At 59.7% G+C, this 26,523-nt stretch carries 23 protein-coding genes; 11 read left to right on the top strand and 12 right to left on the bottom strand.

Going from position 1 to position 26,523, the window contains the following annotated elements; all coding sequences use genetic code 11:
• The first annotated feature begins 29 nt into the window (after positions 1–29).
• Both AB6K10_RS09390 and AB6K10_RS09385 read left to right on the top strand, forming a co-directional pair.
• Positions 30–2,054: a hypothetical protein gene (locus AB6K10_RS09390; RefSeq protein WP_339118522.1), complete on the top strand. Its 2,025-nt coding sequence runs from the start codon at positions 30–32 to the stop codon at positions 2,052–2,054.
• A 35-nt stretch (positions 2,055–2,089) separates the two neighbouring features.
• Positions 2,090–2,842 carry a TlyA family RNA methyltransferase gene (locus AB6K10_RS09385; protein ID WP_339118521.1) on the top strand — a complete coding sequence of 251 codons (753 nt, stop codon included), beginning with the start codon at positions 2,090–2,092 and terminating at the stop codon, positions 2,840–2,842.
• Between the two features lie 3 nt (positions 2,843–2,845).
• On the opposite strand, the gene mscK is transcribed toward AB6K10_RS09385, so the two are convergent.
• Positions 2,846–6,181 (bottom strand): mechanosensitive channel MscK, encoded by a 3,336-nt coding sequence (gene mscK / locus AB6K10_RS09380; protein ID WP_339118520.1) that lies wholly within the window; start codon positions 6,179–6,181, stop codon positions 2,846–2,848.
• Between the two features lie 179 nt (positions 6,182–6,360).
• On the opposite strand from mscK, the gene AB6K10_RS09375 reads away from it, so the two are divergent.
• The 4 genes from AB6K10_RS09375 (at position 6,361) to AB6K10_RS09360 (ending at position 8,478) form a co-directional block, all read left to right on the top strand.
• Entirely contained in the window at positions 6,361–7,392 is a 1,032-nt protein-coding gene (locus AB6K10_RS09375; protein WP_159341673.1) for a phospholipase A, read from the top strand.
• 75 nt (positions 7,393–7,467) lie between these two features.
• On the top strand, positions 7,468–7,800 hold the full coding sequence (locus AB6K10_RS09370) for a YqjD family protein (protein WP_159341672.1): 333 nt from the start codon (positions 7,468–7,470) through the stop codon (positions 7,798–7,800).
• Positions 7,800–8,204, top strand: coding sequence for a phage holin family protein (locus AB6K10_RS09365; RefSeq protein ID WP_159341671.1), 405 nt, complete (start codon positions 7,800–7,802; stop codon positions 8,202–8,204). The genes AB6K10_RS09370 and AB6K10_RS09365 overlap by 1 nt, the downstream gene beginning before the upstream one ends.
• Positions 8,179–8,478, top strand: coding sequence for a YqjK family protein (locus AB6K10_RS09360; RefSeq protein WP_339118519.1), 300 nt, complete (start codon positions 8,179–8,181; stop codon positions 8,476–8,478). The genes AB6K10_RS09365 and AB6K10_RS09360 overlap by 26 nt, the downstream gene beginning before the upstream one ends.
• Positions 8,479–8,562: 84 nt before the next feature.
• Here the strand turns inward: AB6K10_RS09360 and AB6K10_RS09355 are convergent, their stop codons facing one another.
• Entirely contained in the window at positions 8,563–9,747 is a 1,185-nt protein-coding gene (locus AB6K10_RS09355) for an NAD(P)/FAD-dependent oxidoreductase (RefSeq protein WP_305947632.1), read from the bottom strand.
• 185 nt (positions 9,748–9,932) lie between these two features.
• On the opposite strand from AB6K10_RS09355, the gene AB6K10_RS09350 reads away from it, so the two are divergent.
• Positions 9,933–10,997, top strand: coding sequence for an efflux RND transporter periplasmic adaptor subunit (locus tag AB6K10_RS09350; protein ID WP_339118518.1), 1,065 nt, complete (start codon positions 9,933–9,935; stop codon positions 10,995–10,997).
• The gene (locus tag AB6K10_RS09345; RefSeq protein WP_253017242.1) at positions 10,997–14,137 is read left to right on the top strand and encodes an efflux RND transporter permease subunit; all 3,141 of its coding nucleotides are present in this window, start codon (positions 10,997–10,999) and stop codon (positions 14,135–14,137) included. Before AB6K10_RS09350 ends, AB6K10_RS09345 begins: the two co-directional genes overlap by 1 nt.
• Positions 14,138–14,208: 71 nt before the next feature.
• Here AB6K10_RS09345 and AB6K10_RS09340 read toward each other — a convergent pair whose 3' ends face one another.
• The gene (locus tag AB6K10_RS09340) at positions 14,209–14,622 is read right to left on the bottom strand and encodes a DUF3617 family protein (RefSeq protein WP_253017241.1); all 414 of its coding nucleotides are present in this window, start codon (positions 14,620–14,622) and stop codon (positions 14,209–14,211) included.
• A 162-nt stretch (positions 14,623–14,784) separates the two neighbouring features.
• On the opposite strand from AB6K10_RS09340, the gene AB6K10_RS09335 reads away from it, so the two are divergent.
• Positions 14,785–14,994: a CPXCG motif-containing cysteine-rich protein gene (locus AB6K10_RS09335; protein WP_159341666.1), complete on the top strand. Its 210-nt coding sequence runs from the start codon at positions 14,785–14,787 to the stop codon at positions 14,992–14,994.
• Positions 14,995–15,012: 18 nt separating this feature from the next.
• Here the strand turns inward: AB6K10_RS09335 and AB6K10_RS09330 are convergent, their stop codons facing one another.
• From AB6K10_RS09330 to AB6K10_RS09315, 4 genes are all read right to left on the bottom strand, one after another.
• The gene (locus AB6K10_RS09330) at positions 15,013–15,855 is read right to left on the bottom strand and encodes an ABC transporter permease subunit (RefSeq protein WP_159341665.1); all 843 of its coding nucleotides are present in this window, start codon (positions 15,853–15,855) and stop codon (positions 15,013–15,015) included.
• On the bottom strand, positions 15,852–16,763 hold the full coding sequence (locus tag AB6K10_RS09325; protein WP_159341664.1) for an ABC transporter permease subunit: 912 nt from the start codon (positions 16,761–16,763) through the stop codon (positions 15,852–15,854). The genes AB6K10_RS09330 and AB6K10_RS09325 overlap by 4 nt, the downstream gene beginning before the upstream one ends.
• 31 nt (positions 16,764–16,794) lie before the next feature.
• Entirely contained in the window at positions 16,795–17,976 is a 1,182-nt protein-coding gene (locus AB6K10_RS09320) for an ABC transporter ATP-binding protein (RefSeq protein ID WP_159341663.1), read from the bottom strand.
• Between the two features lie 95 nt (positions 17,977–18,071).
• Positions 18,072–19,175, bottom strand: a complete 1,104-nt coding sequence (locus tag AB6K10_RS09315; RefSeq protein ID WP_159341662.1) for a polyamine ABC transporter substrate-binding protein — start codon at positions 19,173–19,175, stop codon at positions 18,072–18,074.
• 353 nt (positions 19,176–19,528) lie between these two features.
• On the opposite strand from AB6K10_RS09315, the gene ahpC reads away from it, so the two are divergent.
• Both ahpC and ahpF read left to right on the top strand, forming a co-directional pair.
• The gene (gene ahpC, locus AB6K10_RS09310) at positions 19,529–20,092 is read left to right on the top strand and encodes an alkyl hydroperoxide reductase subunit C (protein WP_159341661.1); all 564 of its coding nucleotides are present in this window, start codon (positions 19,529–19,531) and stop codon (positions 20,090–20,092) included.
• Positions 20,093–20,271: 179 nt separating this feature from the next.
• Positions 20,272–21,828: an alkyl hydroperoxide reductase subunit F gene (gene ahpF, locus AB6K10_RS09305; RefSeq protein WP_159341660.1), complete on the top strand. Its 1,557-nt coding sequence runs from the start codon at positions 20,272–20,274 to the stop codon at positions 21,826–21,828.
• A gap of 100 nt (positions 21,829–21,928) precedes the next feature.
• Here the strand turns inward: ahpF and AB6K10_RS09300 are convergent, their stop codons facing one another.
• Genes AB6K10_RS09300 through hemA form a run of 5 tightly spaced genes read right to left on the bottom strand, consistent with a single transcriptional unit; the run spans position 21,929 to position 26,463 of the window.
• Positions 21,929–22,684, bottom strand: a complete 756-nt coding sequence (locus AB6K10_RS09300; protein ID WP_339118517.1) for a molybdopterin-synthase adenylyltransferase MoeB — start codon at positions 22,682–22,684, stop codon at positions 21,929–21,931.
• 4 nt (positions 22,685–22,688) lie between these two features.
• The gene (locus tag AB6K10_RS09295; RefSeq protein WP_044628221.1) at positions 22,689–23,189 is read right to left on the bottom strand and encodes an Lrp/AsnC ligand binding domain-containing protein; all 501 of its coding nucleotides are present in this window, start codon (positions 23,187–23,189) and stop codon (positions 22,689–22,691) included.
• Positions 23,190–23,219: 30 nt separating this feature from the next.
• Complete coding sequence (prmC, locus tag AB6K10_RS09290; RefSeq protein WP_339118516.1) at positions 23,220–24,068, bottom strand: peptide chain release factor N(5)-glutamine methyltransferase; 849 nt, start codon at positions 24,066–24,068, stop codon at positions 23,220–23,222.
• Positions 24,068–25,156, bottom strand: a complete 1,089-nt coding sequence (gene prfA / locus AB6K10_RS09285) for a peptide chain release factor 1 (protein WP_253017234.1) — start codon at positions 25,154–25,156, stop codon at positions 24,068–24,070. The genes prmC and prfA overlap by 1 nt, the downstream gene beginning before the upstream one ends.
• Positions 25,153–26,463 (bottom strand): glutamyl-tRNA reductase, encoded by a 1,311-nt coding sequence (gene hemA / locus AB6K10_RS09280; RefSeq protein WP_159341656.1) that lies wholly within the window; start codon positions 26,461–26,463, stop codon positions 25,153–25,155. Before hemA ends, prfA begins: the two co-directional genes overlap by 4 nt.
• Positions 26,464–26,523 lie beyond the last annotated feature (60 nt).

Raw genomic sequence — 26,523 nt, 5'->3', positions numbered from 1 at the left:
CCCCGCCAAGGCTGGGATAAGGAGTCACCGTGACGACCAAGCAAGAAGCCACTTCCACCGAAGATGGCAAGCTCGATGGATTACTGAGCAAATTCGATGATGCGGTGCGCCTGCTTTCGCAGGCGCCTGCCTTTTCTAAACCCGCAAAGCTGCCCCGCGTATTGGATACGGCTAGGCGCGTGCTCATGCAGGCGGGCGGCTGTGCTGCTCTAGAGCAGCGCGCGGCGGATTTTGAATCCGCTGGCATCTTTGCCGGGTCGGATTGGGAGACGCCACAATACCTAATCCCCACATTGACGACCTACTCGCTTAAAAGCGCCGATGCCAATGTGGTCGTCATTGAAGCATTGAGCGAGCTGCGGTTACTGGCCGTAGCCAAAGGCGATTACTCCCACCCCCTTATTTCCCAAGAGCAGGCGCACCACTACCTGACTCAAGTCATGGCGATCAATCTATGGCTGCTCTTCAATGCGCCCAGTGAAGCCGAACGGGAAACCCAGGGGCGTTTGGCGAACATCTCTCGCCACCTGTTTCAACACTTGGCCGAGCGCATCGGCTATGAGTACGTCATCGACCAGTTGATCGATGAAATTTGGCGCATCCTCAAACAGCGACCCATTCAGGTCGATGCCATCAAACAGATGATCACTCAGATCGCACTGTGTCAGGCCAACCCCGAGATCGACCTGGGAGCCAGCGGCCACGGGGCCGATAGACTGGTTAGCTCGCTGTACGGTCCGACCCAGGCGTGCCGTGAAGACCCCGGCATCGATATTTACCGCACACGCCTAGAGCGCATGGATAACGCCACGTTACAAGCCGAATCCACCGGTTTTGCCCGCGCCATGCACGATACTGGCCTGGTCTCCCCTTACCATGCGGTGCTGCTGCGCTACCTGTTGGAAGAGGGCGACCATCTGCTATCCGAAGCGCTGGGGCTCTCCTCTACGGGCCGCGACTGTTTGCTGTGCTACCGCGAGCTGGTGCATGCACTGATTCGCAGCGGCGTCTATCCAGCGACGGCACAAGCGGTGTATGGATTAGCGCTTCTGCTAGAGCGCGGCATCCTCTACCAGCCGCCGGTGGCCCCGGCCATGTGGCGTCAGCTCAACCTTCAGCTCTCCGAGTGGGCCGAGGCTCGGCTGTCGCTGGCCTATGGCGAGGTTGCCTCCCCCCGCGCCCGACTCATCGAGGGCGTATTGTGCATGCTGGGCCTGCCGCTGGGCGTGGGCCAGGGCAATAACCCGACCTGCCAATCGGCCCGGGCGCTCTCGATGTGGGCGTATAACGACCCGGACTATCTGCTGCAAATGGTCACCTGGGCCGCGCGGGATGACGAAATCATCATGCACTTCGAAGGCCAGCCCATCTCCTCTAACGAGAGCGTATCGGGCGTGGCCGCCGAACTGCCGATGGACCTCGACCCGGTGTCCTTGATCGTGGTGCCTCACCTGGACCGCATTTACGCGGAAATGGGGCGACGCTGCATTGGCCGGGAAGGCGACCCCCACCGCTGGGTGAACCCCGAATTTCACGGCTGGTGGTCTGGCCGTGGGTTCAGTATCAACGTCGATGTCGCCACGGGAAAACTCAGCGGGGTCGATACGTTCATTCGCCACTTCTATGCCAGCTATCACCCTTACTACAACGGCAACCAGCCGCTGATTCATCCCCAGCCTGCCGGTATCGCCGTCACCGACAGCGCCGCGCGGTTCATCGGCTGGCATGCCATTACGATTTTGCGGGCCTCGCTGGATCCCAACGACGTCATGCGGATCTACTTCTACAACCCCAACAACGACAGCGGCCAGGATTGGGGGGATGGCGTCAAGGTCAGCACGTCCGGCAACGGCGAGCGTTTTGGCGAAGCCTCCCTGCCCTTCGAGCAATTCACCTCACGGCTCTATATTTATCACTACGACCCGCTGGAGCGTGGCGAACTGGCTACCGTCACCGATGAAGAGCTGGAGCGTGTGAAGGGGTTTTTGCACCGTAGTTGGGGAGCGACCCGCCTTCCATCCACTGACTTACAGGCCGACCCAGGGCCCCAGTAACACGGGGCGCCTCAACCACGATAGACACGACCACGATGATACGACTCGATCAACTGCTGGTCAGCCAAGGGCTGGCCAGTTCTCGTACCCGTGCCCAACGGCTGATCAAAAACGGGCGCGTTTTTTTGCGCGATGGTACGCGGCTCACCAAACCCTCGGAAAAGTGGCCCTTGGACACGCCACTGCATATCGACGAAGACCCAGAGGAGCGCTACGCCTCCCGTGCGGGGCTCAAGCTAGAGGGCGTGTTACACGCGCTGGACATGCGCCTCGACGAGCGAGGCGTACTGGACATCGGCCAATCGACGGGCGGCTTCACCGATTGCGCCCTACAGTTTGGCGCTCGACACGTGATTGGTGTGGAAGTGGGTCACGACCAGCTCGCCAGCCACCTGCGCAGCGACCCGCGCGTGACCTGCTTGGAGGGCCTCAACGCCCGCCACATGAGCAGGGCAGCGGCGCTGTTGAACGCGCTGGCCGAGCGCCCCATTGATCTTGCGGTGATGGATGTGTCGTTCATCTCCCAGACGCTGATTCTGCCGGAGATTGCCGCGCTGCTGCCCCCTGGCGGGCAACTTCTATCGCTGGTCAAACCGCAGTTCGAGCTGGACCCTGGGGCGCTGGACAAGCGCGGTATCGTACGCGACCCTCGCCGCTACGCCGACGTCGAGCAACACATTCGCGCCGCCTGCGCACAGTGCGGCCTTGCCATCAGCCACTGGCAAGAGAGCCCCATCACCGGCGGAGATGGCAACCGAGAATTTCTCCTGCTCGCCAGCAAACGCTAACGGCTAGCTCAATGTGGCAGGCGGGAGAGTCGGTTGAGACTGCACTCTCACCGACTCCCCCTGCTCACGATGCAGCCATACATCGAGCTGTTCGAAGGCGATCTTCACTCCCGCCTCCTTGAACAGCTCATCCACCCGACAATTCACCTCATCGGCGGCGAACAGGCGGTCCAACAAGTCGTTGACGAAAATTCGCAGCTCAAAATTAAGGCTATGAGGGCCGTAACTTAGGCAGAACACCTGAGGCTCCGGGTCATCCAGCACGCGGGCATTTTCATCGGCGGCTTGGCGCAATAGCCGATGCACCAACGGTAAGTCGGAGCCATGGGCCACCCCATAGGTCAGCACCACGCGGGTCACGTTATCAGACAGCGACCAGTTAATGAGCTGATCCGTGACGAAGGTCTTGTTAGGAATGATGATCTCTTTACGATCGAAGTCGGTCACCGTGGTGGCCCGAATGCGAATCCGGCTGACCGTGCCGTGAAGATTCCCTAACGTAATGGTGTCACCGATACGAATAGGGCGCTCGAACAGAATGATCAATCCCGAAATGAAGTTGGCGAAGATCTCCTGCAAACCAAATCCCAACCCCACGCTCAACGCCGCCACGAGCCACTGCAATTTGTCCCAAGAGACCCCCAACGTCGCCAGCGACATGACAATGCCCGTTCCCACGATGGTGTAAGAGAGCAGCGAGCTAATGGCATAGGCGCTCCCTTGCTTGAGCGCCAAGCGTGACAGCACCATCACTTCGAGCAGGCCAGGCAGGTTACGGGCCATGATGAAGGTGACGGCGACCACCAGCAGCGCCGTAAAAAAGTCAGAAATAGAGAGCGCGTTGTCGACCAAATCGCCCTCGCCCGCCTCCCAAAGCGACACCTGATCCAAGTAACCCAACACCGAGAGCAGGTCCGACCACACCAAATAGAGCAGCGCACTGAAGCCAATCAGCAGGATCAGCTTGGAAAGACGCAGCGACTGGGCATTGATCTTTTCCATATCCAGCGGCGGCTCCTCGACCACCTCCAGCCCACCTTCGGCCCCCTCTTGCACTTGGGCGCGGCGCCTCGCCAGTGCTCGGCGATACGCCAGCCGACGGGCGGCCACGGCCAAACTGCGTACGACCGTCGCTTCCACCACGACCCAAAGCCCCAGCAAGTAGAGCGTAATGGCAAAGCGCGCCACCAACCTGAGCGCCGTGTACTCGTAACCCCAAGCGACCAGCCCCATCAGCACCAGCGGCACGGCGGCCATCGCCAATCCCAGGATCAACCTGAAAAGCCGCACACCAAAAATCGGCACATGAGCAAGAATGAGCTGCGCCAGCCACCAAGCCATGGCCACCAGCCCGCTCATGAACAGCCCCATGGCCACTGGCCGCATGGCCAGCGGTGTTTCCATCTGTTCAGACATGGCCGCAATGGCCACGACCGGCACCAGGGCAACCCCCAGGCCGATCAACAGGCGGCGCAGCCGCGCGTTATACGCTGGCGCCCAGGTGAAGTGGCGCTCCGCCACACCATCGGGCACCAGCAAGCGCCGCCCCAGTGCGATCACGAACCAGCTCAAGCCAAGCTGAAGCAGCGCAGGCGACAGCCCCAGTGAAAGGCCACCCTCGGCAGTGCGCAGGGCAACGCCCGCTCCCGCAATCGCCAGCGGCCCCGGCGACGCCAACAGCGCATTGAGCAGGACGGCCTTGGGGGTATGCAGTTGGGTGTCGCTCTTCAAACGGCCAATTTGCGAATGAATCAGCGCCAAACGCTGTTTGATCCGACCACGTAAGGCGATCAATACCACGCTCAGCAGCAGCAACGGCGCGCCCACCAGCAAATCCCACGAGAGTCCCTGCCAGCGGGTCGGTAACACGGCACGCCACTCCCCTTCGTACCACTCCTGTTTGAGATGCTGGGGGAGTTGACGCAGCCAGTTCACATCCAGCGGGCGGCTGTTGGCCACCCAAAAGAGCTGCTCATCGATCGTGGCGCGCAGATCGCGAGTAGTGGTGAGCAGCTGCTGTTGATTGAGCTGCAGCTCGATGGCTGAGCTCAGCAAACTGCCATAAGCCTGCTCGAGCTGCTCGACCAATTCGCGACGAGACTGATACAAGCGGGTGAGAGAGTCTACCAAGCCCGGCGTGACATCGACCCCGGCTTCCTCCAGGCGCTGGGTGGCCAAGCGCTCCCCTTGGCGAAGCTGGTCACGCTGACGAATGAGGTCGAACTGTTTCAAACGCAGGTCGGCGATTTCGTCCTGTAAATCACGCCGCGGCACCACGTCCGGCAGCGACTGGCGCTGCTCGCGGAGAATACGCGACAGCAGCTGGCTGCCACGAATCGCTTCCATCTGCTCGTTGAGACTGCGCTGAAGCTGGCGAACATGCTCCAATTGGCGCTGCGCCTCGATGTTCTCCCGCACGATGCCATTGGCGCGGTCGGTTGCCCGCAGTAACTCTAGGCTCAGCGTTTGGTTAAGCTGCTGAGCGTTCAACACGACCGGATGCCCTTCCGCGATGAGTGGGTCATTCTTGGCCGCATCGGCAATGGCCTGCTCGGACTGAAGGCGTCGCTGGCGGTCGATGACGCCCTGCAGCAGGTTAAGCTGCTGCTCCTGCTGATCAATCTGCAAGGCCAGCAAGTCGCGGCGCTGCTGGGCCAGCTCGCGCAAGCGGCTATTGGCACTCAGCTCTCGCTGGTTCAGGCTCACCTCTTGCTCAGCCAGTGCTCGCTCCAAGCGCCACTGAATGAGCTGCGCATCCTCACGGGCCGAGAGCTGGCGGTCGGCGAGCAGCGCCGCTCGGGTATCGTGCTCACGGCGTAGCGTTTCGGCGCGCTGCAGCGCATCGGAAATGGCCTGCTGTGCCCGCTCCGGCAGCGTTTGTGCCGCAAGCAGTTGGGAGTTCACTTCCGCCATTTGGCTCTGTAGCTGCTGCAGCTCGACTACGGCGTCCGCCTGCTCGGCCTCTAACGCCTCTAAAGGCATATCGCTGAGGCGATCAACCGATAGCTGCTGGCTCTCCTCTTCGGCATCACTCAGCTCGCGCTCCAAGCGCAGCAGCTGGTCAGGGGCTTGGTTGACCCGCTGTTCCAGCGCCTGCTGACGCTCTTCGATGGCCTGCAGCCGCTCGTAGGCTTGCAAGGCAGCGGTCAGTGCCGCCTGATCGCGCTGCTGGTCTTCAGTGAGTTCGGTGTCGAGCGATTCCAGCGCCGCTAGGCGTTCGGTCAGCTCTGTTTGAGGAGGGACGCGCTCAACCGGAGTGCTTTGAGCAGTGGCGGTACCTGCTAACATCGCCACCATACATAGGCAGCCGATGGCCGCCTTCAGGGCATTTCTAACCACGTGACGGATGCCTCATTGACATGTCGACCCGCTAAGTCGGGCAAGGGGCTTATTGTCATAGGTAAGCCATCGTGACGCAATCTTGTCCGTGCCCCTTCGCATCGAGAGTTGACTTACACAGGCGGCCTGTATAGAAACAATGCTGGTATATCTCTACTCTTACTTTGCGAGCCACGTTGATGGTTACCCGAAAACTGCTGTTAACCGGTATGGCGGCCTTCGCGAGCGCGACCGTGCTCAGCCAAAGTGCCCTGGCCGATTCCCGAGAAGACATTGAGGCGCGTATTCAGGCACTCAATACCGAGCTTTACCAACTGCGCCAGCAACTGCAGCAAATCGAAGCGCCTGAAGAGGCGGCACGGGGTGTCGAACCGGAACCACTGCCGGTAGAAGCGGCGCTGGAAGACCTGAGCGAGCGACGTCAGTTGGAACAGGAGTCGTCGCGTAACCCGTTCTCGATCACCACGCACCGTACCAACTACCTGTTTCCCATCAGCTACAATTCGAACCAGAATGTCGAGAACTTTCGCAGCATTTCCGATGAAGTGCAGCCGGATAGCGGCGAAGTCAAGTTTCAGTTTAGTGCCAAGTTCAACTTGGCAGAGAATGTCTTTGGTGACATCGGCGACGTTTATTTCGCCTATACCCAGCGTAGCTGGTGGCAGGCCTACAATACCGACGCCTCCTCCCCTTTCCGGGAAACCAACTACGAGCCTGAAGTGTTCATCGACTTCGACAACGCCTGGAGTGGTCTGGGCTGGGTAAATACGCGCAATCGCGTGTCATTCATCCACCAGTCAAATGGCCGTTCCGACCCGCTCTCGCGGAGTTGGAACCGGGTATACCTGGAAAGCACCTTCCAAAGCGGTGATTGGGCGCTCACCCTTGCGCCTCATTGGCGCGTGCCAGAGTCGGAGAGCGACGATGACAACCCAGACATCGAGCGCTTCGTCGGCTATGGCGACATTCGTCTCGCCAAGCGTCTGCAGAACAATCATGAAGTTGCCGGTCAACTGCGCGGTAACCCCAGCGCTGGCAATTACGGCACGCAGGTCGATTACAGCTGGCCCGCATTCAATGGCGTTCGCGCCCATGTGCAGTACTATTACGGCTACGGGGAGAGCATGATCGACTACAACCATCGTGTGCATCGCTTGAGCCTTGGTTTCAGCCTCAACCCACTATTCAGCGCCACCGGGCTGAACCGTTAACCCGGTAGGGTTGTCTATCCGGTGACGACTGCTATGCTGGAGTCGTCACTCATTTACTCGTCAAAGGAAGACATCATGGCAAAACGTAATACAGACACCTCCGCCCGCGCTGACCAGTTGAAAGAGGATCTGCGTCACCTCAGCGAGACCGTCGAAGAGCTTATGAACGCCACCTCCAAAGACGCCAGCGGTGAAATGCGCGACCTGCGTGAGCGTGCCGAACGACGTTTGAAGGATACCCGAGCCCGCCTGGAAGCACGCGGCGAACGTTTCTACGAAGATACCCGCGAAACGCTCTCCGAGCAGGTCGACTGCTGTGACCGTTATGTTCGTGAAAACCCTTGGACTAGCATCGGCATCGGTGCCGCCGCTGGCCTTGTCGTCGGTATGCTGCTCGGACGTCGCTAATGGCTTTGGGTCCTACCCAACGCGTCTTTTCTGCCGCCAAACGCTTGCTAAAAACACTGGTTGCCAACAGTGAAACCCGCCTGCGTTTGGCGGTTTTGGAATTAGAGGAAGAGCGCGCACGTCTATTGGTATTGCTGCTGCTGGCAGGCGCCAGCCTTCTGCTACTGCTACTTGGCGTCGCCACGCTAACCGCTTTGGTGGTCGTGCTCTTTTGGGATACGTATCGCCTGACCGCGATCAGCGTTAGCGCTGGCGTGCTCATTGCACTCAGCATTTTGCTGGCCGTCATTGCCCTGCGCCAAGCCAAGCGTCACACGCTGCTCAAAGAAACACTAAAGCAGCTCGCCGCTGATCGCGCCCTGCTGGAGGTGAATGAGGATGAGCCGTCACGACAGCGTCGTTAAACCGCCTACCCGCGCAGAGCAAAAGGCGGCATTACTGGCTGAGCTCGAGCAGCAGCGCATCGACATGCTGATCGACAGCGACACGCTTTTACGCGCGTCGTCGCCGCTGGACAGTCAATGGAAAAGCCTCAAGCTTCCCCTGTATGCCATCGGCGGCATCGCGGCTTTGCGCATTGCGCGCCATCCTGGCGGTGCCATGGCGGCTGGCCGTAAGGTGCTCGCAGGCTACATGCTCTTTAGGAAATTGAAGTTGCTGACCAAAGTGGCGACGTGATCTCACATCGTGTTCGCTGAGCTGAGGCTTTAGAAAAGCCGCTGCGGAGCAACGCAGCGGCTTTTTCGTGCGCATCGATAGCGTCTAGCACGCTTGACCACAGGCGACGCCGCTGGCCCACGCCCACTGAAAGTTATAGCCACCCAGTTGCCCCGTCACATCCAGCACTTCGCCAATGAAACGCAGCTGTGGAAGGTCTTTGACTTCGAAGGTTTTCGATGAGATTGCGTCAGTACTCACGCCCCCCATGGTGACCTCCGCCGTGCGCCACCCTTCCGTGCCTGCCGGTTTTAGCTGCCATTGGTTGAGCCGCTGGGCCCAAACATCGAGCGCATCGTTGCTATACTGCGCCAACGGGCTGGCCAAGTGAGCATCGGGGTACCACTCTTGCAGCGCCTGGGCAATACGCTTAGGGAAACGCTCGCCTAGCCACGTCGACAGCAGCCTTTTTGGGGTTTCATGACGCGCATGACGCAAAGCGTCAGCCGCGTTTTCGCCCGGCAAGAGGTCGATGGAGATCACGTTACCCGGCTCCCATACGCTGGAAATCTGCAGCATGGACGGCCCAGAGAGCCCCCGGTGAGTGAACAGCATCGGTTCGACGAAGCGCGCCTCCTTGCAGCTTACCGCCGTGGGCAAGCTGACCCCGGAAAGCGCTGCGGCACGCTCTTTCCAGCTATCGCTCAGGGTAAACGGCACCAGGCCGGGGCGAGTGGGCAGCACCTCCAGGCCGAACTGGCGCGCAATTTCGTAGCCAAAGCCCGTCGCGCCCATAGTGGGAATGGAGAGCCCTCCTGTGGCGACCACGACCACGCCTGCATCGATGGTACCCATGGAAGTGGTCAAGCGCATGCCCTCGCCTTGGCGCTCCAGTCGCGAGATGGACGTCTTGAGCGCCATTTCCACTCCCGCCCAGTCACACTCGGTCAATAGAACCCGGACGATTTCTTTGGCAGAGTCGGCGCAAAAGAGTTGCCCAGGCGCTTTCTCCACGTAGTCGACGCCGTGGGTATCGACCAGCGATACAAAATGTTCCGGGCGATAACGTTTCAACGCAGAAATGCAAAAATAAGGATTTTCAGAGTAAAAGTGTCCAGGTGCTGTATCAAGATTGGTAAAGTTACAGCGGCCTCCCCCAGACATTAGGATTTTTTTACCCGCTTTGTTTGCATGGTCGAGCACTAAGACACGTCGCCCGGCATAGCCAGCCTGTGCCGCACACATCAATCCCGCAGCACCCGCGCCGATGACCACGACGTCGTAGACCATAACAGAGGCTCCCAAGATGAAAAGTCGGGCATTTTAGCAGGTAAGACACCCTAAATTACTGTACTTTTTAAAAACCAATGTACAAGAAAAGCATAAGAAAAAACCTAGTCGCAACAACACCGCTGGGCGTTATGGCTAACGATTGCTCTCAGCTGCGCCTCCTGTTCAATACGATAGAGACACCTATGTTCGCTTTTAAACGCTTTTTTTGCTGCCTCTTGCTCCTGCTCGGATGGGCCGCTGGTGCCTATGCGCAATCGCAGCCACCGGTCATTGGTTACCACGTCAAGACCGAAACATGGTCCGATCCGCTGGAAGCGTTGGGCACCTTGAACGCCGATGAGAGCGTTACCCTATCCGCTACCGTCACGGACACCATCGCTGAAATCAATTTCGACGATGGCGAGCAGGTCGAGCGTGGCCGTTTATTGATTCGCCTCGAAGACAGCGAGGAGCAGGCGCTGTTACGGGCTGCCCAAGCCATTACCGATGAACGGCGTAACGCCTCTGGCCGCGCCTCGCAGCTACAGCAGCGCAACCTCGCGGCCAGAGCCGACGTCGAAGATACTCAATCCCAGCTTCGCCAAGCGCAAGCTGATGCCCAAGCGCTGGAAGCCCGCCTGGAAAACTATCGCATCCACGCGCCGTTCAGCGGCCGGGTGGGCTTTCGCAATGTCAGTGTGGGCGCACTCGTTACGCCTGGCATGGCGCTGGTGACTCTCGACAAGCTCGACGTCATGAAACTCGACTTCTCCGTGCCCGAAGTATTTCTAGACCGACTCTCAGCTGGGCTGAGCCTGAGCGCCACCACCGCCGCGTACCCGGATGAAGTGTTTCGCGGCGAGATCTCGAGTATCGGCACCCGTATCGACCCCGTCTCCCGCAGCGTCAACGTGCGCGCCGAGTTGGCCAATCCTGACTTAAAGCTGCGCCCTGGCATGCTGATGGAAGTCATCGTGCAGCAGCGCGTGCGCGATGCGTTAGTGCTGCCCGAAGCCGCCCTTCAACCCAGCGGCAACCGCCATTTTGTCATGGTGATTCAACAGCAAGAGGCCCCGCGCTTAGAGCGTCGTGAAGTCGCTATTGGCGAGCGGCGCAGTGGAGAAGTCGAGGTGTTGGAAGGTATTCGTGAAGGCGACTTGGTCGTGATTCACGGCCTGCAGCTCGCCCGGGAAGGCCAGGAAGTACGCATATTGGGCATTGCTGATGACACGACGGACATTCGCTCGCTGCTGGAGGCTGATCGCTAATGCGTTTATCCGACATTTCCGTCCAGCGGCCCGTTCTGGCCATGGTGATTGCCGCCCTGATCATTGCCTTTGGCTTGCTGGCGCTCAACCGCTTGCCGCTGCAAGAATACCCTACGGTCGACCCGCCCATCGTCAGTATCGATACCCGCTACCCCGGTGCCTCTGCCAGCGTAGTAGAAACACGCATTACCCAAGTGTTAGAAGATCGCATTGCCGGGGTGGAGGGCATCGAACTCATCACCTCGCAAAGTGAAGATGGCCGCTCGCGCATCGAGATCGAGTTTGCCATCACCATGGATATCAACGCTGCCGCTAACGATATCCGCGACCGCATTTCAGGCGCACTACGCAACCTACCCGACGACGCCGACAACCCGGAAGTTACCAAAGCCGACAGCAGCGAAGAGATCGTCGTTTGGCTCAGCCTCTCGGGAGCGGACTACTCAATTGCCGAGCTCACCGACTACGCCAACCGCTTTCTTGTCGATAGCCTCTCGGTGCAGCCGGGCGTTGCCCGCGTTCGCGTGGGCGGCGGGCAGGATTATGCCATGCGCATCTGGCTCGACCGTAACGCCTTGGCGGCTCGCGGCCTCACCGTGGGCGACGTGGAAGATGCACTGCGGGCGGAAAACGTCGAACTTCCCGCAGGTTCGATCGAGTCCGACGACCGCCAGTTCATCGTCCGTCTGCCGCGCAGCTTCTCTACCGCCGATGATTTTCAGCGTTTGGCCCTGGCCCAAAGCAGCAACGGTTATTTGGTACGTCTTTCCGATGTCGCCCGCGTGGAAGTTGGGTCGGTGGAGGATCGCTCGGTGTTCCGAGCCAACGGCGTGCCCATGGTGGGCCTAGGGATGATCATGCAGTCCACCGCCAATGTGATCGAGCTGTCAGAAGCGGTGCAACAGGAGTTGACGCGGCTACAAGGCACTCTGCCCGAAGGCATGTCGCTGGCTCTGAATTACGACGCCTCGGTATTCGTCTCCGGTGCCATCGAGCAGGTGGTGATGACCCTCTTTATCGCCATGGGGCTCGTGGTGGTGGTGATCTTTCTGTTCCTGGGCAACCTGCGCACGACCCTCGTCCCCGCCGTCACGGTGCCGATTGCCGTGATTGGCGCTTTCACGGCGCTCGCGGCGATGAACTTCTCCATCAACCTGCTCACCCTGCTCGCCCTGGTGCTGGCCATCGGGCTGATCGTGGACGACGCCATTGTGGTGCTCGAAAACATCAACCGACGCATGCATGACTACGGCGAAACGCCGCTGGTGGCCGCCTTTCGCGGCACGCGTCAAATCGCCTTTGCGGTGATCGCCACGACGCTGGTGCTAGTCGCCGTCTTTGTGCCGCTCAGCATGCTGCAAGGCGACATTGGCCGGCTGTTCTCGGAATTCGCCCTCACCATGGCAGCGGCGGTGGTCGTCTCTACCCTGCTCGCGCTCACCCTAACGCCGATGATGGCCTCCAAAATTCTTAAGCCCGGCATGCACGATAGCCGCGTTGGCCAAGGCGTGCAGTGGCTGCTGGACGGCACCAAGCGCCGCTACCAGCGAGCGCTGGAAGTCGTGCTGGCGGCCAAGTGGCTGGTGGTCGCCCTGTTTGCGCTGCTGATTGCAGGCACAGCGTGGCTGGCATCGGAACTGCCCAATGAGTACACCCCGCAGGAAGACCGCGGCAACTTCATCGTGCTGGTCAACGGGCCTGAGGGAGCTACCTTCGACTACATGATGGATTACATGGATGAAATCGAAGCGCGGCTGACGCCGTTTGTTGAGAGCGGCGAGCTGGAGCGCGTGGTCGTGCGTGCCCCGCGCGGCTTCGGCAATATCGAGAACTTCAACAGCGGCTTCATCATCGTCAATATGGCCGACTGGGGCAGCCGCCGCAGCGCCTGGGAGATCATGGCCGACGTGCGCCAGCAGCTCCGCTCGCTGCCGGGCGTTCAAGCCTTTCCAGTGATGCGCCAGGGCTTTGGCCAGCGCACCCAAAAGCCGGTGCAGTTTGTGTTGGGCGGCGGCACTTACGAAGAGCTTGCCCGCTGGCGTGATCGATTGATCAATCACGTGCGGGAAAACAACCCGCGTTTGACGGCCATCGAGAGCAACTACGATGAAACCCAGCCGCAGCTGCGGGTCGATATCGATTACGAGCGTGCCGCCTCGCTAGGTGTGACCGTTACCGAGATTGGCCGCACGCTGGAAGTGCTGCTGGGGGGCCGTAACGTGACCCGTTACGTGGACGACGGCGAAGAGTACGACGTCATCGTGGAAGGCGACCGCAGCCGCCAAAACAGCCCCCGCGCGCTGGATAACATTCAGGTCCGCTCGGCGCGCACGGGCGAACTGATTCCACTGGCCAGTCTGGTCACGCTGTCCGACTTTGCCGGTGCCAGTACGCTCAACCGCTTCGACCGAGTACGCGCCATCACCATCGAAGCGAACCTCGCCGACGGCTACCCGCTGGGCGAAGCGCTGGCCTACCTGCAAGATACCGCCGACACCCTGCTGCCAGAAGAGGTACAAACCAACGTGGCGGGGCCATCCCGGGATTTCCAGCAGGCCAGCGGTGCGACGATGTTCCTCCTGGTGCTGGGTGCGGTGGTGGTGTTCCTGGTACTGGCCGCCCAGTTCGAAAGTCTCATCCACCCGTTTGTGATTATGCTCACGGTGCCGCTGGCCATGAGTGGCGCACTGCTCGCGCTGCTGCTCAGCGGCCAGTCACTGAATATCTACAGCCAAGTGGGCCTGGTGCTGCTGATTGGTTTGGCAGCCAAGAACGGTATCTTGATCGTCGAGTTCGCCAACCAATTGCGCGATGAGGGCCAAGGATTTCGCTCGGCGCTGATTGAAGCCTCGGTCACTCGCCTGCGGCCCATTTTGATGACCGCCGTGACCACCATGGCGGGGGCCATTCCACTGATCATCTCCAGCGGCCCGGGGGCAGAGTCGCGCTTGGTGATTGGCACGGTGATCATGGCCGGGGTTGGGGCGGCAACCGTCTTTACGCTGTTCGTCGTGCCAGTGGCCTACGATCTGCTGGCCCGCCACTCTGGCTCGCCTGGAGCAGTGAAGCGCCAGCTCGAAGAAGAAATCGCTAATGCGCCCACGGCTCAACACACGCCGCTTGATACGCCCGAGCGATAAAGCATAACCACCAGAAACACTAAGGGCGCCAACGCGGCGCCCTTAGTGTTTAATCGTCACAACGGCTGTGCTTATTCGCAGTCGCCGATGCGCTCGCCTTCAATCGCGGTGTTCATGGTCAGCTCACCCATGGGGGACTGCGTCAGAATATCCACGGTGCCTTCGATCTGCTCGCCCATGAAGCGCATTTCGCCGTCGATGGTGGCTTCGCCACCTTCAGCGCGGCATACCATGCTGTAGGAGAGGCCGTCGGCATTCATGTCTTGGTCAAGCAGCTCGCAGCCCTCTTCCTCTTCGATGAACCCAAACTCCGCGCCTTCCAGCTCTTCCTGCGTGATGCACTGACGCTCGGTTTCGGTTTGATCGGGAATCTGCATATCGCCGCTGACGCTGGTCACGCTGACGAACTCCCATTCGCCGGGCGTCACGTTGGGTGTTTCCGCCTGGGCGACCATCGGGAAGGCCGCTAGGGCCGCAACTGCCATGTATCGTTTCATCATCGCTTTCATCTCGCTAGGTGATTCGGGACAACCTGCCACTATCCTACCTGATTCGCGCCTCAGGTGCCTGCTTGCCAACAGCACTGCTACACTAAGAAACCATCATGCTGTTGTACCACGAGTGTAACGCTAAAAAGGGCAAATACCATGCAAGACGATGCGTTAGTCAATCACGATTTTCACTGCCCTTACTGTGACACGCCGCTCACCTTCGTGATCGACACCTCCCAGGGCAGCCACGACACCTGGGAGGATTGTCACCAGTGCTGTGCGCCCATTCAGCTACAGGTCATCGTCTCTCCCATGACCGGTGAGCTAGACGCCGTCATCACGGGGCGTGACGACGACGTCCTCTAGCGCTTTACCGCCCTGCCCTCAAGCCCCTTCGGCCTGCTGAATGGCTGCCAAACGCTTGGCCTCGCTGCGGCGCATGAAGTACCACGCCAGCAGCGTCGCCAACGACACCGTCAAAATGATCAGCGTCGCCAGCGCATTGATCTTCGGAGACACCCCCATACGCACGGAAGAGAACACCACCATCGGCAGCGTATTCGCACCGGGGCCCGACACGAAGCTGGCGATGACCAAGTCGTCCAGCGATAGGGTGAACGCCAGCAGCCAGCCCGCGGCCAGCGCGGGCGAGATCACTGGCAGCGTCACGAAGAAGAAGGTTTTGACCGGCGGTGAGCCTAAGTCCATGGCCGCCTCTTCGATAGAGCGGTCCACTTCCCTCAGACGAGCGGCCACCACGACCGCCACGTAGGCACTGCAGAACGTGGTGTGGGCAATCCAGATGGTCGCCATGCCACGGTCGGCGGGCCAGCCGATCAGCTGCGCCATTTGCACGAATAGCAGCAGCAGCGAAAGACCGGTGATCACCTCCGGCATGACCAGCGGCGCGGTCACCATACTCGAGAGCGCCGTTTTCCCCCGAAAATGGCCGTAGCGCGTCATGACGAAGGCAGCGACCGTGCCTAGGCACACCGCCATGCTGGCGGCAAAGAAGGCGATCTCCAGGCTGGTCCAAACCGCCGACAGAATCTGCTGGTCACGGAACAGCTCGCCGTACCACTGGGTGGAAAACCCGGCCCATACCGTCACTAAGCGGGATTCGTTGAACGAATAGACCACCAGCACGACCATGGGTAGATAGAGAAACAGCAGCCCTGCAACCAGCATCACGGTGGTAAAACTTGGGCGTCGACGCGATCTCATCATTCTTCAAGCTCCCGTGACTGGTAACGGTGAAACCACACGATGGGGACAAGCAACAGCAGTAGCATGACCATGGCGAGCGCCGAGGCCACGGGCCAATCCCGGTTGAGGAAGAACTCTTCCCACAGCACCTTACCAATCATCAGCGTATCTGGGCCGCCCAGCAGCTCAGGAATGACGAATTCCCCGACTGCCGGTATGAACACCAGCATCGAGCCTGCGATGATGCCCCCCATCGAGAGCGGCAGCGTGACTTTCAAGAAGGTGTTGAATTTACGTGACCCAAGATCCGACGCCGCTTCCAGCAGCGAGTTATCCAAACGCGTCAAGTGGGCATACAGCGGCAGCACCATGAACGGCAGGTAGGCGTAGACGATCCCTACAATCACCGAAAAATGGGTGTTCATCATCTGTAAGGGGGAGTCGATGATCCCCAAACCGATCAGCAGGTTATTGATCAAGCCGCTATTGCTGAGAATGCCCATCCAGGCGTAGACCCGAATCAGAAATGAGGTCCACGATGGCAGCATGACCAACAGCAGCAGAATGAGCTGCCAGCGGCCCGGCGCACGCGCCATGGCATACGCCATTGGATAACCAATCAGCAAACACACCGCCGTGGCGATGAAGGCGGTCTTGATCGACCCCCAGTACGCCGCCACATAAAGGGAATCGGACAACAAAAACAGATAGTTGCCCACATTCAAAAAGATGTTCAGCGTTTGGTCGGCATACTCCACCAGCGGCCCATAGGGCGGTATGGCAATCGCTGACTCTGACAGGCTGATTTTCAGCACCAGCGCAAACGGGAGCAGGAAAAACAGCGTGAGCCACACCAGCGGGAACGCAATCACGGCGCGACGGCCTAGCTGCATCCGCTTGATCACGCCTGCAATGCGAGATGGCATCATAATAGGCAATCTCCTCTCAGCCACCCGGGCATTAGCGGTTCAGCACGATAGCGCTATGGTCTTCCCAATAAACGTACACGCTATCCTCCCAGGTGGGACGGTCGCCGCGACGCTCGGTGTTGGCCATGCTCACCTTGATCATCTGCCCTGAGGCGGTGCGCACGTAGTAGAGCGAGTAGCCGCCCAAATAGGCGATATCGTCCACTTTGCCCGCTTCCCAGTTGTACTCACACGTCGGCTGTTCGCGAGTCAGCCAGATTTTCTCGGGGCGCAGCGCTGCCCACACCCGACGGTCCACCGCTTGCGTGGTGATGCCGTGGTCGATGTAGATCGGCCGAGACAGCGCCGGTGATTCGATGCGGCAATGATCGGCGGCGTCTTCGATGATCTCGCCTTCGAACAGGTTCACCGTGCCCACGAATTCGGCCACCATACGGCTAGCGGGACTTTCATAAATATCCACCGGCGAGCCGACTTGCTCGATCCAGCCATCGGCCATGATCGCCACCCGATCCGCCATGGTCATGGCTTCTTCCTGGTCGTGGGTCACCATGATGCAGGTCACGCCTACCTGCTCGATGATCTCGACCACTTCCAACTGCATTTCGGTACGCAGCTTTTTATCCAGTGCGCCCATGGGCTCATCGAGAAGCAGCAGCTTGGGTCGCTTGGCGAGCGAGCGGGCCAAAGCCACACGCTGACGCTGACCACCCGAGAGCTGGTGAGGCTTACGCTTGGCGAAGCGCTCCATGTGCACCAGTTTGAGCATCTGGGCAACCCGCGCATCGATTTCAGCTTTAGGTAGCTTGTCCTGCTTCAGGCCGAAGGCGATGTTTTGGGCCACGGTCATATGCGGAAACAGGGCATACGACTGAAACATCATGTTGATGGGACGCTTGTGTGGCGGCATCTCGGTGATGTTCTCGCCACTCAACAAAATGCGCCCTTCACTGGGCGTTTCGAACCCGGCCAGCATGCGCAGCAGCGTCGACTTACCCGACCCCGAGCCGCCCAGCAGGGCAAAAATTTCGCCGCGCTTTACCTGTAAATTCACGTCATCCACGGCAAGCGCATCATCGAATCGCTTGCTCAAACGCTTGACCTCTAAAACGATATCCTCGGCAAATCGAGGTGCCTTCCCCTGGGCGCGAGCCGGAGGAGGAACGGCAGACGAAGCAGAGGAGGCGTCGTTCGACAGGGGCGTAGTGACCATTCGCCACTCCCATCAAAAGGCCCGGTTAACCGGGCGATAAAAGACAAACAGCGAGCCGGGCAGCAGCCCGGCTCGCCGTCAGACGATGATTGGCATTAACGTCCAGATTTGACGCGGTTCCAGGTGCGCGTGCGAGCACGCAATAGTTCCTGGGGTTTCTCGACTTGAACGTAGAGGTTCTTCATCACGTCGGTCTCGGGGTAAATGGCCGGGTCGTTGATCAGTTCATCGGACAGGTACTCGTTAGCCGCCAGGTTGGGGTTGGCGTAACGCACGTACTCGCTTATCTCAGCGGCGATTTCCGGGTCGAGGATGAAGTTGATGAAGGCGTGAGCGTTCTCGGGGTTCGGCGCATCCGCCGGCACCGCCATCATGTCGAACCAGAGGGCAGCGCCCTCTTTCGGAATGCTGTAACCGATGGTGAAGTCGCGACCCGCTTCTTCGGCACGCGCAGCGGCTTGGAAGATATCGCCAGAGTAACCTGCGGCCACGCAAATATCGCCGTTGGCGAGGTCAGACACGTAACGCGAAGAGTGGAAGTACGTAATGTTGTCACGAACGTTGGCGATCAGCTCACCGGCGGCTTCGATGTCTTCGACGGTCTCGTTCAGCGGATCCAAACCAAGGTAAACCATGGCCGGCGACAGCATTTCATCGCCTGAATCCATCATGGCCAGGCCGCAGCCTGCTTCGCTCAGCTGGGTGGTGATTTCCGGGTCGAACAGCAGCGCCCAGCTATCCAACGGAGCATCGTCACCGAGAATTTCGGTGACACGCTCGACGTTATAGCCGATGCCATTCGTACCCCACATGTAAGGAACGGAGTATTCGCTACCTGGGTCGATGGACTCGAGGTTGGCCATCAGCTCAGGGTCGAGGTTGTCCAGGTTGGGCAGCAGCTCGTGGTCGAGCGGCTGAAACACGCCTGCTTTGAGTTGGCGCGTAAAGTAGTAGGTTGACGGCACCACCACGTCATAGCCTGAACGGCCGGACAGCAGCGCAGCGTCGAGAATTTCGTTACTGTCGTACACATCGTACGTTACTTCGATACCGGTACGCTCGGTGAACTTCTCCAGCGTTTCCGGGGCGATATAGTCAGACCAGTTGTATACCCGCACTTCGTCAGCGTGGGCAGCGGCAGCCGCTACGGCGAAAGAGATGGCCGTAACGGCCCCTGAAAGTTTTTGGATGTTCCCCATTGACCTACTCCTAAAATGTAAAGTCCACACCATCACAGCCCACGTTCGGCCACCGGCTGTTCGTTGGCAGGTGTCGTCATGTGCCCACCGAATCCAACTGAAAACAGCTTAGGCGATTATCGCAACCGTGCGAATTTTGCGGTGCAGTGCCGTCTATCGCAAGAGTAACTGAAAAATTCTTGTATTCAGGAGCTACCGCCCCCACCTCAAGGGTCGCTGACGGTAGCCACATCGTTCAATAGCCACTACCTATTGGAAAGATTCGCTTTTCCAATTTTAGCTATTAGTCGTAGTCCGCTACCATGAGCAACAACTTTTTCTACTGCCATTCACCTTTTGTGGAGACGTTCTGAATGTCTTTGATCAACACTGAAGTAAAACCGTTTAAAGCCACCGCTTACCTGAACGGCGAGTTTATCGACGTCACTGAAGCGGATTTGAAAGGTCAGTGGTCCATCTTCTTCTTCTACCCGGCCGACTTCACGTTCGTCTGCCCGACTGAGCTTGGCGACTTGGCCGACAACTACGAAGCCTTCAAGAAGCTGGGCGTCGAGATCTACAGTGTGTCTACCGACACTCACTTCACCCACAAAGCATGGCACGACAGCTCTGACACCATCGGTAAGCTCCAGTACCCGATGATCGCTGACCCGACCCTACAGATTTCTCGCAACTTCGAAGTTCTGATCGAAGAAGCAGGTCTGGCCGAGCGCGGCACCTTCGTCGTCGACCCGGATGGCAAAATTCAGATCGTCGAAATCAATGCTGGCAACATCGGTCGTAATGCCGAAGAGCTGCTGCGTAAAGTGAAGGCTGCTCAGTACGTTCGTGAAAACCCGAACGAAGTGTGCCCGGCCAAATGGAAAGAAGGCGAAGAGACCCTTGCCCCGTCTCTGGACCTCGTAGGCAAAATCTAAATCGCCTACCGCTGCCCCAAAGGCAGCACGACACCCGGGCACTCGGCCCGGGTGTTTTGTTTAAGTACCCGTATCACCGCATCCCTGTTTTCCCTAGCGCCATCGGCTGCCCGACTAATTCGGCAGCGTGCGTTTTAGGTCGAGAACGACTTACTGCTGACTGCGAGGAAGCCACTGTCATGCTGGACGCCAATTTAAAAAATCAGTTGAAAGCTTACCTGGAAAAAGTGACTCAACCGTTCGAGATCGTTGCGTCCCTCGATGACGGTGCCAAGTCACGTGAATTGCTGGGTTTGCTGGAAGATATCAGCAGCCTCACCGATAAGATTACTCTGCACACCGACGGGCAAGACAGCCGTACCCCGTCGTTTGCGATTAACCGCCCCGGCGAAGAGACCGGCGTGGTATTTGCTGGCATCCCCATGGGCCACGAGTTCACCTCGCTGGTACTGGCGCTGCTGCAAGTGGGTGGCCACCCACCCAAGACTTCTCAAGAACTGCTCGATCAGATCAAAGCCCTCGACGGCGAGATGCTGTTCGAGACCTACTACTCGCTCTCCTGCCAGAACTGCCCGGATGTCGTGCAAGCGCTGAACCTGATGGCGATCTTCAACCCGAAGGTGCGCCACGTCGCCATCGACGGTGCGCTGTTCCAGGATGAAGTCGAATCGCGCGAAATCATGTCCGTGCCCAGCATCTACTTGAACGGCAAGCCGTTCGACCAGGGCCGCATGACCCTCGAACAGATTCTGGCCAAAGTAGATACCGGCGCTGCCGAACGTGAAGCCAAGAAGCTGAGCGAAAAAGCCGCGTTTGACACCCTCGTTATCGGCGGCGGCCCGGCAGGTGCGTCGGCAGCGATCTACTCTGCCCGTAAGGGCATCAATACCGGCGTTGCTGCCGAACGTTTTGGCGGCCAAGTTGCCGACACCATGGGCATCGAGAACTTCATCTCCGTCACCCATACCGAAGGCCCCAAGCTGGTCAGCGCCCTTGAAGAACACGTCAAAGAGTACGACGTCGACGTGATGAACCTCCAGCGCGCCACGTCGTTCAAAGCGGCGGAAGCCGAAGGCGGCCTGCACGAAGTCACTTTCGAGTCCGGTGCCAAGCTGAAAAGCAAGACCCTGGTACTGGCGACCGGTGCCCGCTGGCGTGAAATGAACGTGCCCGGCGAGCAAGAGTACCGCAACAAAGGCGTTGCCTACTGCCCTCACTGCGATGGCCCGCTGTTCAAAGGCAAGCGTGTGGCGGTCATTGGTGGCGGTAACTCTGGCGTCGAAGCCGCGATCGACCTAGCCGGTATCGTCGGTCACGTGACGCTGGTGGAGTTCATGGGTGAAATGCGCGCCGACGCGGTACTGCAGAAGAAGCTGAAGAGCTTGCCGAACGTGGATATCGTGCTGAATGCCCAAACGACTGAAGTCACCGGTGACGGCAGCCGTGTCAACGGCCTGACCTACAAAGACCGCAACACCGATGAAGTGAAGAGCATCGAGCTGGAAGGCATCTTCGTACAAATCGGCCTGGTACCCAATACCGAGTGGCTGAAAGGCTCACCCATCGAAATGTCACCCCGTGGCGAGATCATCGTCGATGCCCACGGCATGACCTCGGTGCCCGGCGTGTTCGCCGCAGGCGATGTCACTACCGTGCCCTACAAGCAAATCATCATTGCCATGGGTGAAGGTGCCAAGGCGTCACTGGGTGCCTTCGATTACCTGATTCGTAACTAACCGAATGACTGGCTAAGAGGGCGGCAGCGCCGCCCTACTGAGTTCGTTCCCTTTGACGTGAAGACCGTGACGTCGCGCCCGCCTCCCTGCGGGCGTTTTTTTATGCGCGGGCGCTACACACCGAGCAGGCGGGGTCTCTCGGCACCTGGAAATGGCGCCACTGGCCGGTCAAACCATCGAAGGTAGATAAGCCTTGATGCGTCCTCCCCGCGCCGCTTAAAAGCTTAAACGCTTCCACCGCCTGGAAGCAGCCAATCAGCCCTACCAGCGGAGCCATGACACCGCTCTCTGCACAGCTCAGCGCTTCGTCGTCGCTGTCTGCTGGCGGGTAGAGGCAGGCGTAGCAAGGGCACGCCTCATCAAGCGGGTCGAACACCGCCAGCTGGCCCGAAAAGCGAATCGCCGCGCCGGAAATCAGCGGCACGCCTGCCTGCTGGGAGGCGGCATTGATGGCATAGCGGCTGGAGAAACGGTCGGTACAGTCCAGCACCACATCGGCCGAGGCCACCAGTGCAGTGAGCGCTTCGCCTTCTGCTTGCTGCTCTACCGCCACGACCTGGCACTCAGGATTGAGCGCCTGCATACGCTCCTTGGCTGAACGCGCTTTGTTCACCCCCAGGCTTGCCTGATGATGGGCAATTTGGCGCTGCAAATTGGTTAGCTCGACATGGTCAGCATCGGCGATGGTAATGGTGCCTACGCCCGCCGCCGCGAGATAGAGCGCCACCGGCGAGCCCAGCCCACCGGCACCGATGATCAGCGCATGGGCAGCGCGCAAGCGCTCCTGCCCTTCAATGTCCACCTCAGGCAGCATGATTTGGCGGCTATAGCGCAGCAGCGCCTGGTCGTCCATCATCGCGTTACTTATCCTCAAATTCCTCGAAGTCGGGGATGTGCAGGCTAAAGCTCTCCTTCACCTCCTCCATCACCACGTAGCTTTTCGACTCTTTCACGCCGGGCAGGGTCAGCACCACATCGCCCAATAGCTGACGATACGCGGCCATTTCGGGAATGCGGCACTTCAAAATGTAATCGAACTGCCCAGAGACCAAATGGCACTCCTGAATTTGCGGCAGCTTCTCCACCGCACGGCGAAACTCGTCGAACACGGCAGGTGACTGGGTTTCCAGGCTAATTTCCACGAAGACCAGCAGGTTCGCCTTGAGTGCCCGAGGGTCGAGAATGGCCTGATAGCCGCGAATGATCCCCGCACGCTCCAGGCGCTTGACGCGCTCTAGGCAAGGGGTTGTGGATAACCCAACCTCTGACGCGAGGTCTACATAAGAGATGCGCGCGTTTTCTTGCAGGCAACGCAAAATTTTCAGGTCGATACGGTCCAGCGTTCTATTTTTTGGTTTCATGGCAGGATCCAATACTGATGAATCAGGCAGTTAGTCGAGATGCCCCAGGGTAACCCGTTCATGGCCGCCGATGTCTTGCACGCTTTCAACGTTTTGATAACCCGCATGAATCAGCGCTTGGCGAACAAGGGGCGCCTGCTGGTAGCCGTGCTCCAGCGCCAGCCAGCCGCCCGACGAAAGAAACCTTTGCGCAGCGGTGATCAGATGCAGCAGGTCGGCCATGCCATCGGCCCCGGCCACCAGCGCTGAACGCGGCTCGAAGCGCACGTCACCCTCGGCTAAATGCGGGTCGTCGGCTGCGATGTAAGGCGGATTACTGACGATGATGTCAAAGGCCGCGCCCTCAGGCGGCGCCGTCAGCGCGGCAAACCAGTCGCTTACCAGAAAAGTTGTGTTGGGGATGCGCAGCGACTGAGTATTGTGAGTGGCTAGTGCCACTGCTTCCGGGCGAACATCGACCCCAACGACCTGCCATGCCGGTCGTTCACTGGCAAAGGCCAGCGCGATGGCCCCAGTGCCCGTGCCCAGGTCTAGCAGCCTGCCGACGGACGTTTTGGCACGCGCCAGCACGGCGTCCACTAGCGTTTCGGTATCGGGGCGGGGAATCAGCGTGGAGGGAGAGGTCGCCAGCGGCAACCCCCAAAACTCGCGCTCTCCGGTCAAATAAGCCACAGGCTGGCCCAGGGCGCGGGCGGCGACCAGTGCATCAAAGCGGGCATGTTCCCAAGTAGGGCATTCACCATCGCCCCAGGTGTATAGCCATGTGCGGCTGCGCCCCGTGGCAAAGGCCATCAGCACCTCGGCATCGATCCGTGGCGATGGCGAACCGGCGCGCTGCAGCCGCTGGGCCGCGCTGTTCAGCAAGGCATCGAACGTCATTACGCGTCCTGCAGGGCCGAAAGCTGTTCCGCTTGGTACTCGTGAATCAGCGGCTCGATCACGTCGTCCAACTGCTCACCGCTCACTACTTCGGTCAGCTTGTAGAGCGTCAGGTTGATACGGTGGTCGGTAATGCGCCCCTGAGGAAAGTTGTACGTCCGAATTCGCTCGCTGCGGTCACCAGAGCCTACCAGCGAGCGGCGGGCATCGGCTTGCTCCTGGCGCTGGGAATCCACCGCGTTGCGCTTGAGCTTGGCGGCCAGCAGCGACATCGCTTTGGCGCGGTTCTTGTGCTGGCTACGCTCTTCCTGGCACTCCACGACCACGCCGGTGGGCAGGTGGGTAATCCGGATCGCGGAGTCGGTGGTGTTGACGTGCTGACCACCGGCACCGCTGGAGCGGTAGGTATCGACCCGCAAATCGGCCGGATTGATATCGATATCGCCCACTTCGTCCACCTCGGGCATCACCGCGACGGTGCACGCTGACGTGTGGATACGCCCCTGGGATTCGGTCGCCGGTACGCGCTGCACCCGGTGAGCGCCCGATTCGAACTTGAGCCGTGCATAAACGCCATCGCCCTTCACCCGGGAGATCACTTCTTTATAACCGCCCTGCTCGCCGTGGCTAGCGCTAACAATTTCGACGCGCCAGCCGCGCTTTTCCGCATAGCGGGAGTACATACGAAACAGGTCGCCCGCAAAAATCGCCGCTTCATCGCCCCCGGTGCCCGCGCGCACTTCCAAGAAGACGCCGCGACCATCGTCCGGATCTTTCGGAATCAGCAGGCGCTTGAGTTCTGCATCGAGCGTTTCCAACTGCTCGCGGCCATCGAGAATCTCCATCTCGGCCAGCTCGCGCATCTCGGGGTCGCTATCGCGGCTGAGCTGCTCGGCCTCGGCAATGCCCTGTTCCACGTCGAGGTAGCGTTTCCACGCGGCGACCAGCTCTTCGAGTTCGGCGTACTCACGGGAGTAGTCGCGAAAGCGCTGCTGATGGTTGATCACCTCAGGATCCGACAGCAGCATGGCCAGCTCTTCGAACCGGTCGGAAAAGCTGTCTAAACGTTGGCGCAAAGTCTCTTTCATGCGGGCGTATCATCCTTCTGGCGTTTTGCCGAGGGCGCAGGCTGCTCGAAGGCGGGCTTCGGAGGCAGTAACAGGCGCGGCGCGGCGCTGAGCAAATCGTGGTTTTCCTGGGCGGCCGCTTCGCGAATGGTCAGCGTCGGCTGATGCATGAAGCGGTTAGCGAGCTGGTGCGCCAAACGCTCGACCACTTTGGCAGGGTCTTCGCCTTTGGCCAGGCGCTCCAACGCTTGGTCGCGGGCTTGGTCGCGCAGCGATTCACCGTGACGCCGAAAATCGCGAATCACCTCGCCCCCGTTGCGTACCCGCCGCTCCTGCTGCCAGCTCCCCACGCCGTGTTCGATCAGCGACTCGGCTTGGTCGGCCGCAACCTGGCGATGACGCCGATTTTCTTCGATCACCTCTTCCAGGTCATCGACGGTATAGAGGAACACGTCCGCCAGCTCCCCCACTTCCGGCTCGATATCCCGGGGCACGGCGATGTCTACCATGAAGACCGGGCGATGGCGGCGCTTTTTCAGCGCCCGCTCGACCATACCCTTGCCCAGAATCGGCAGCGGCGAGGCAGTGGAAGAGATGACGATGTCGGCGCGTTCCAGCGCATCGGGAATCTCCGGCAGCGTAATCGCCGTCCCCCCCAGCGAGGAAGAGACCTGCTCGGCGCGCTCTCGAGTACGGTTGGCAACGGTGAGCTGGCGCACCCCGGCTTCGTGCAGGTGACGGGCCACCAGCTCGATGGTCTCACCGGCCCCAATCAGTAACGCGTTGGCGCGGCTGAAATCATCGAATATGCGGCTAGCCATGCTCACGGCAGCATAGGCAACGGACACCGGATTTTTACCGATGCCAGTTTCGGTGCGCACCTGTTTGGCCACGGCAAACGTGTGCTGGAACAGGCGCTCCAGCTCACCGCCCAGGCCTTTGGCCTGACGCGCCTGCTGATAGGCCTCTTTCAACTGGCCGAGAATTTGCGGCTCGCCCAACACCATGGAGTCCAGACCAACGGCCACGCGCATCAAGTGCCGAGCGGCGTCGTTGTCGTGGTAGTGGTAAGCGCAGCGGGAGAGTTCTTCCACGCGTAAATTGTGAAAACGACCCAGCCAGTCCAGCACGGTCTGCTCACCGGCGGCATCCGTCACACAGTAGAGTTCCGTGCGATTACACGTCGATAGCACCGCCGCTTCGCTGATGTGCGGCAGGCTACGCAGCTCGGCCAACGCGCTTTCTAGCTGCGTCGGCGTAAAGGCTACCTGCTCACGCACCGCTACGGTGGCAGTACGATGATTGATTCCCAGGGCAAGAAGCGTCATGGGTTATGCGTCTTCGCTAGTGGATCGGTCGTCACGTCACTGTCGGTCATTGTTTCTTGG

This window comes from Halomonas sp. BMC6 (assembly GCF_964204995.1).
In the GTDB taxonomy this organism is placed as follows: domain Bacteria; phylum Pseudomonadota; class Gammaproteobacteria; order Pseudomonadales; family Halomonadaceae; genus Vreelandella.
The sequence above is the reverse complement of the archived record's forward strand: the minus strand, read 5'-3'. Positions and strand labels throughout refer to the sequence as shown.

Excerpts from the sequence above, each read along its gene's own strand:
- AB6K10_RS09385 (WP_339118521.1), top strand. The coding sequence starts at position 2,090 with ATGATACGACTCGATCAACTGCTGGTCAGCCAAGGGCTGGCCAGTTCT.
- AB6K10_RS09375 (WP_159341673.1), top strand. The coding sequence starts at position 6,361 with ATGGTTACCCGAAAACTGCTGTTAACCGGTATGGCGGCCTTCGCGAGC.
- AB6K10_RS09370 (WP_159341672.1), top strand. The coding sequence starts at position 7,468 with ATGGCAAAACGTAATACAGACACCTCCGCCCGCGCTGACCAGTTGAAA.
- AB6K10_RS09365 (WP_159341671.1), top strand. The coding sequence starts at position 7,800 with ATGGCTTTGGGTCCTACCCAACGCGTCTTTTCTGCCGCCAAACGCTTG.
- AB6K10_RS09360 (WP_339118519.1), top strand. The coding sequence starts at position 8,179 with ATGAGCCGTCACGACAGCGTCGTTAAACCGCCTACCCGCGCAGAGCAA.
- AB6K10_RS09355 (WP_305947632.1), bottom strand. The coding sequence starts at position 9,747 with ATGGTCTACGACGTCGTGGTCATCGGCGCGGGTGCTGCGGGATTGATG.
- AB6K10_RS09350 (WP_339118518.1), top strand. The coding sequence starts at position 9,933 with ATGTTCGCTTTTAAACGCTTTTTTTGCTGCCTCTTGCTCCTGCTCGGA.
- AB6K10_RS09345 (WP_253017242.1), top strand. The coding sequence starts at position 10,997 with ATGCGTTTATCCGACATTTCCGTCCAGCGGCCCGTTCTGGCCATGGTG.
- AB6K10_RS09340 (WP_253017241.1), bottom strand. The coding sequence starts at position 14,622 with ATGGCAGTTGCGGCCCTAGCGGCCTTCCCGATGGTCGCCCAGGCGGAA.
- AB6K10_RS09335 (WP_159341666.1), top strand. The coding sequence starts at position 14,785 with ATGCAAGACGATGCGTTAGTCAATCACGATTTTCACTGCCCTTACTGT.
- AB6K10_RS09330 (WP_159341665.1), bottom strand. The coding sequence starts at position 15,855 with ATGATGAGATCGCGTCGACGCCCAAGTTTTACCACCGTGATGCTGGTT.
- AB6K10_RS09325 (WP_159341664.1), bottom strand. The coding sequence starts at position 16,763 with ATGATGCCATCTCGCATTGCAGGCGTGATCAAGCGGATGCAGCTAGGC.
- AB6K10_RS09320 (WP_159341663.1), bottom strand. The coding sequence starts at position 17,976 with ATGGTCACTACGCCCCTGTCGAACGACGCCTCCTCTGCTTCGTCTGCC.
- AB6K10_RS09315 (WP_159341662.1), bottom strand. The coding sequence starts at position 19,175 with ATGGGGAACATCCAAAAACTTTCAGGGGCCGTTACGGCCATCTCTTTC.
- ahpC (WP_159341661.1), top strand. The coding sequence starts at position 19,529 with ATGTCTTTGATCAACACTGAAGTAAAACCGTTTAAAGCCACCGCTTAC.
- ahpF (WP_159341660.1), top strand. The coding sequence starts at position 20,272 with ATGCTGGACGCCAATTTAAAAAATCAGTTGAAAGCTTACCTGGAAAAA.
- AB6K10_RS09300 (WP_339118517.1), bottom strand. The coding sequence starts at position 22,684 with ATGATGGACGACCAGGCGCTGCTGCGCTATAGCCGCCAAATCATGCTG.
- AB6K10_RS09295 (WP_044628221.1), bottom strand. The coding sequence starts at position 23,189 with ATGAAACCAAAAAATAGAACGCTGGACCGTATCGACCTGAAAATTTTG.
- prmC (WP_339118516.1), bottom strand. The coding sequence starts at position 24,068 with ATGACGTTCGATGCCTTGCTGAACAGCGCGGCCCAGCGGCTGCAGCGC.
- prfA (WP_253017234.1), bottom strand. The coding sequence starts at position 25,156 with ATGAAAGAGACTTTGCGCCAACGTTTAGACAGCTTTTCCGACCGGTTC.
- hemA (WP_159341656.1), bottom strand. The coding sequence starts at position 26,463 with ATGACGCTTCTTGCCCTGGGAATCAATCATCGTACTGCCACCGTAGCG.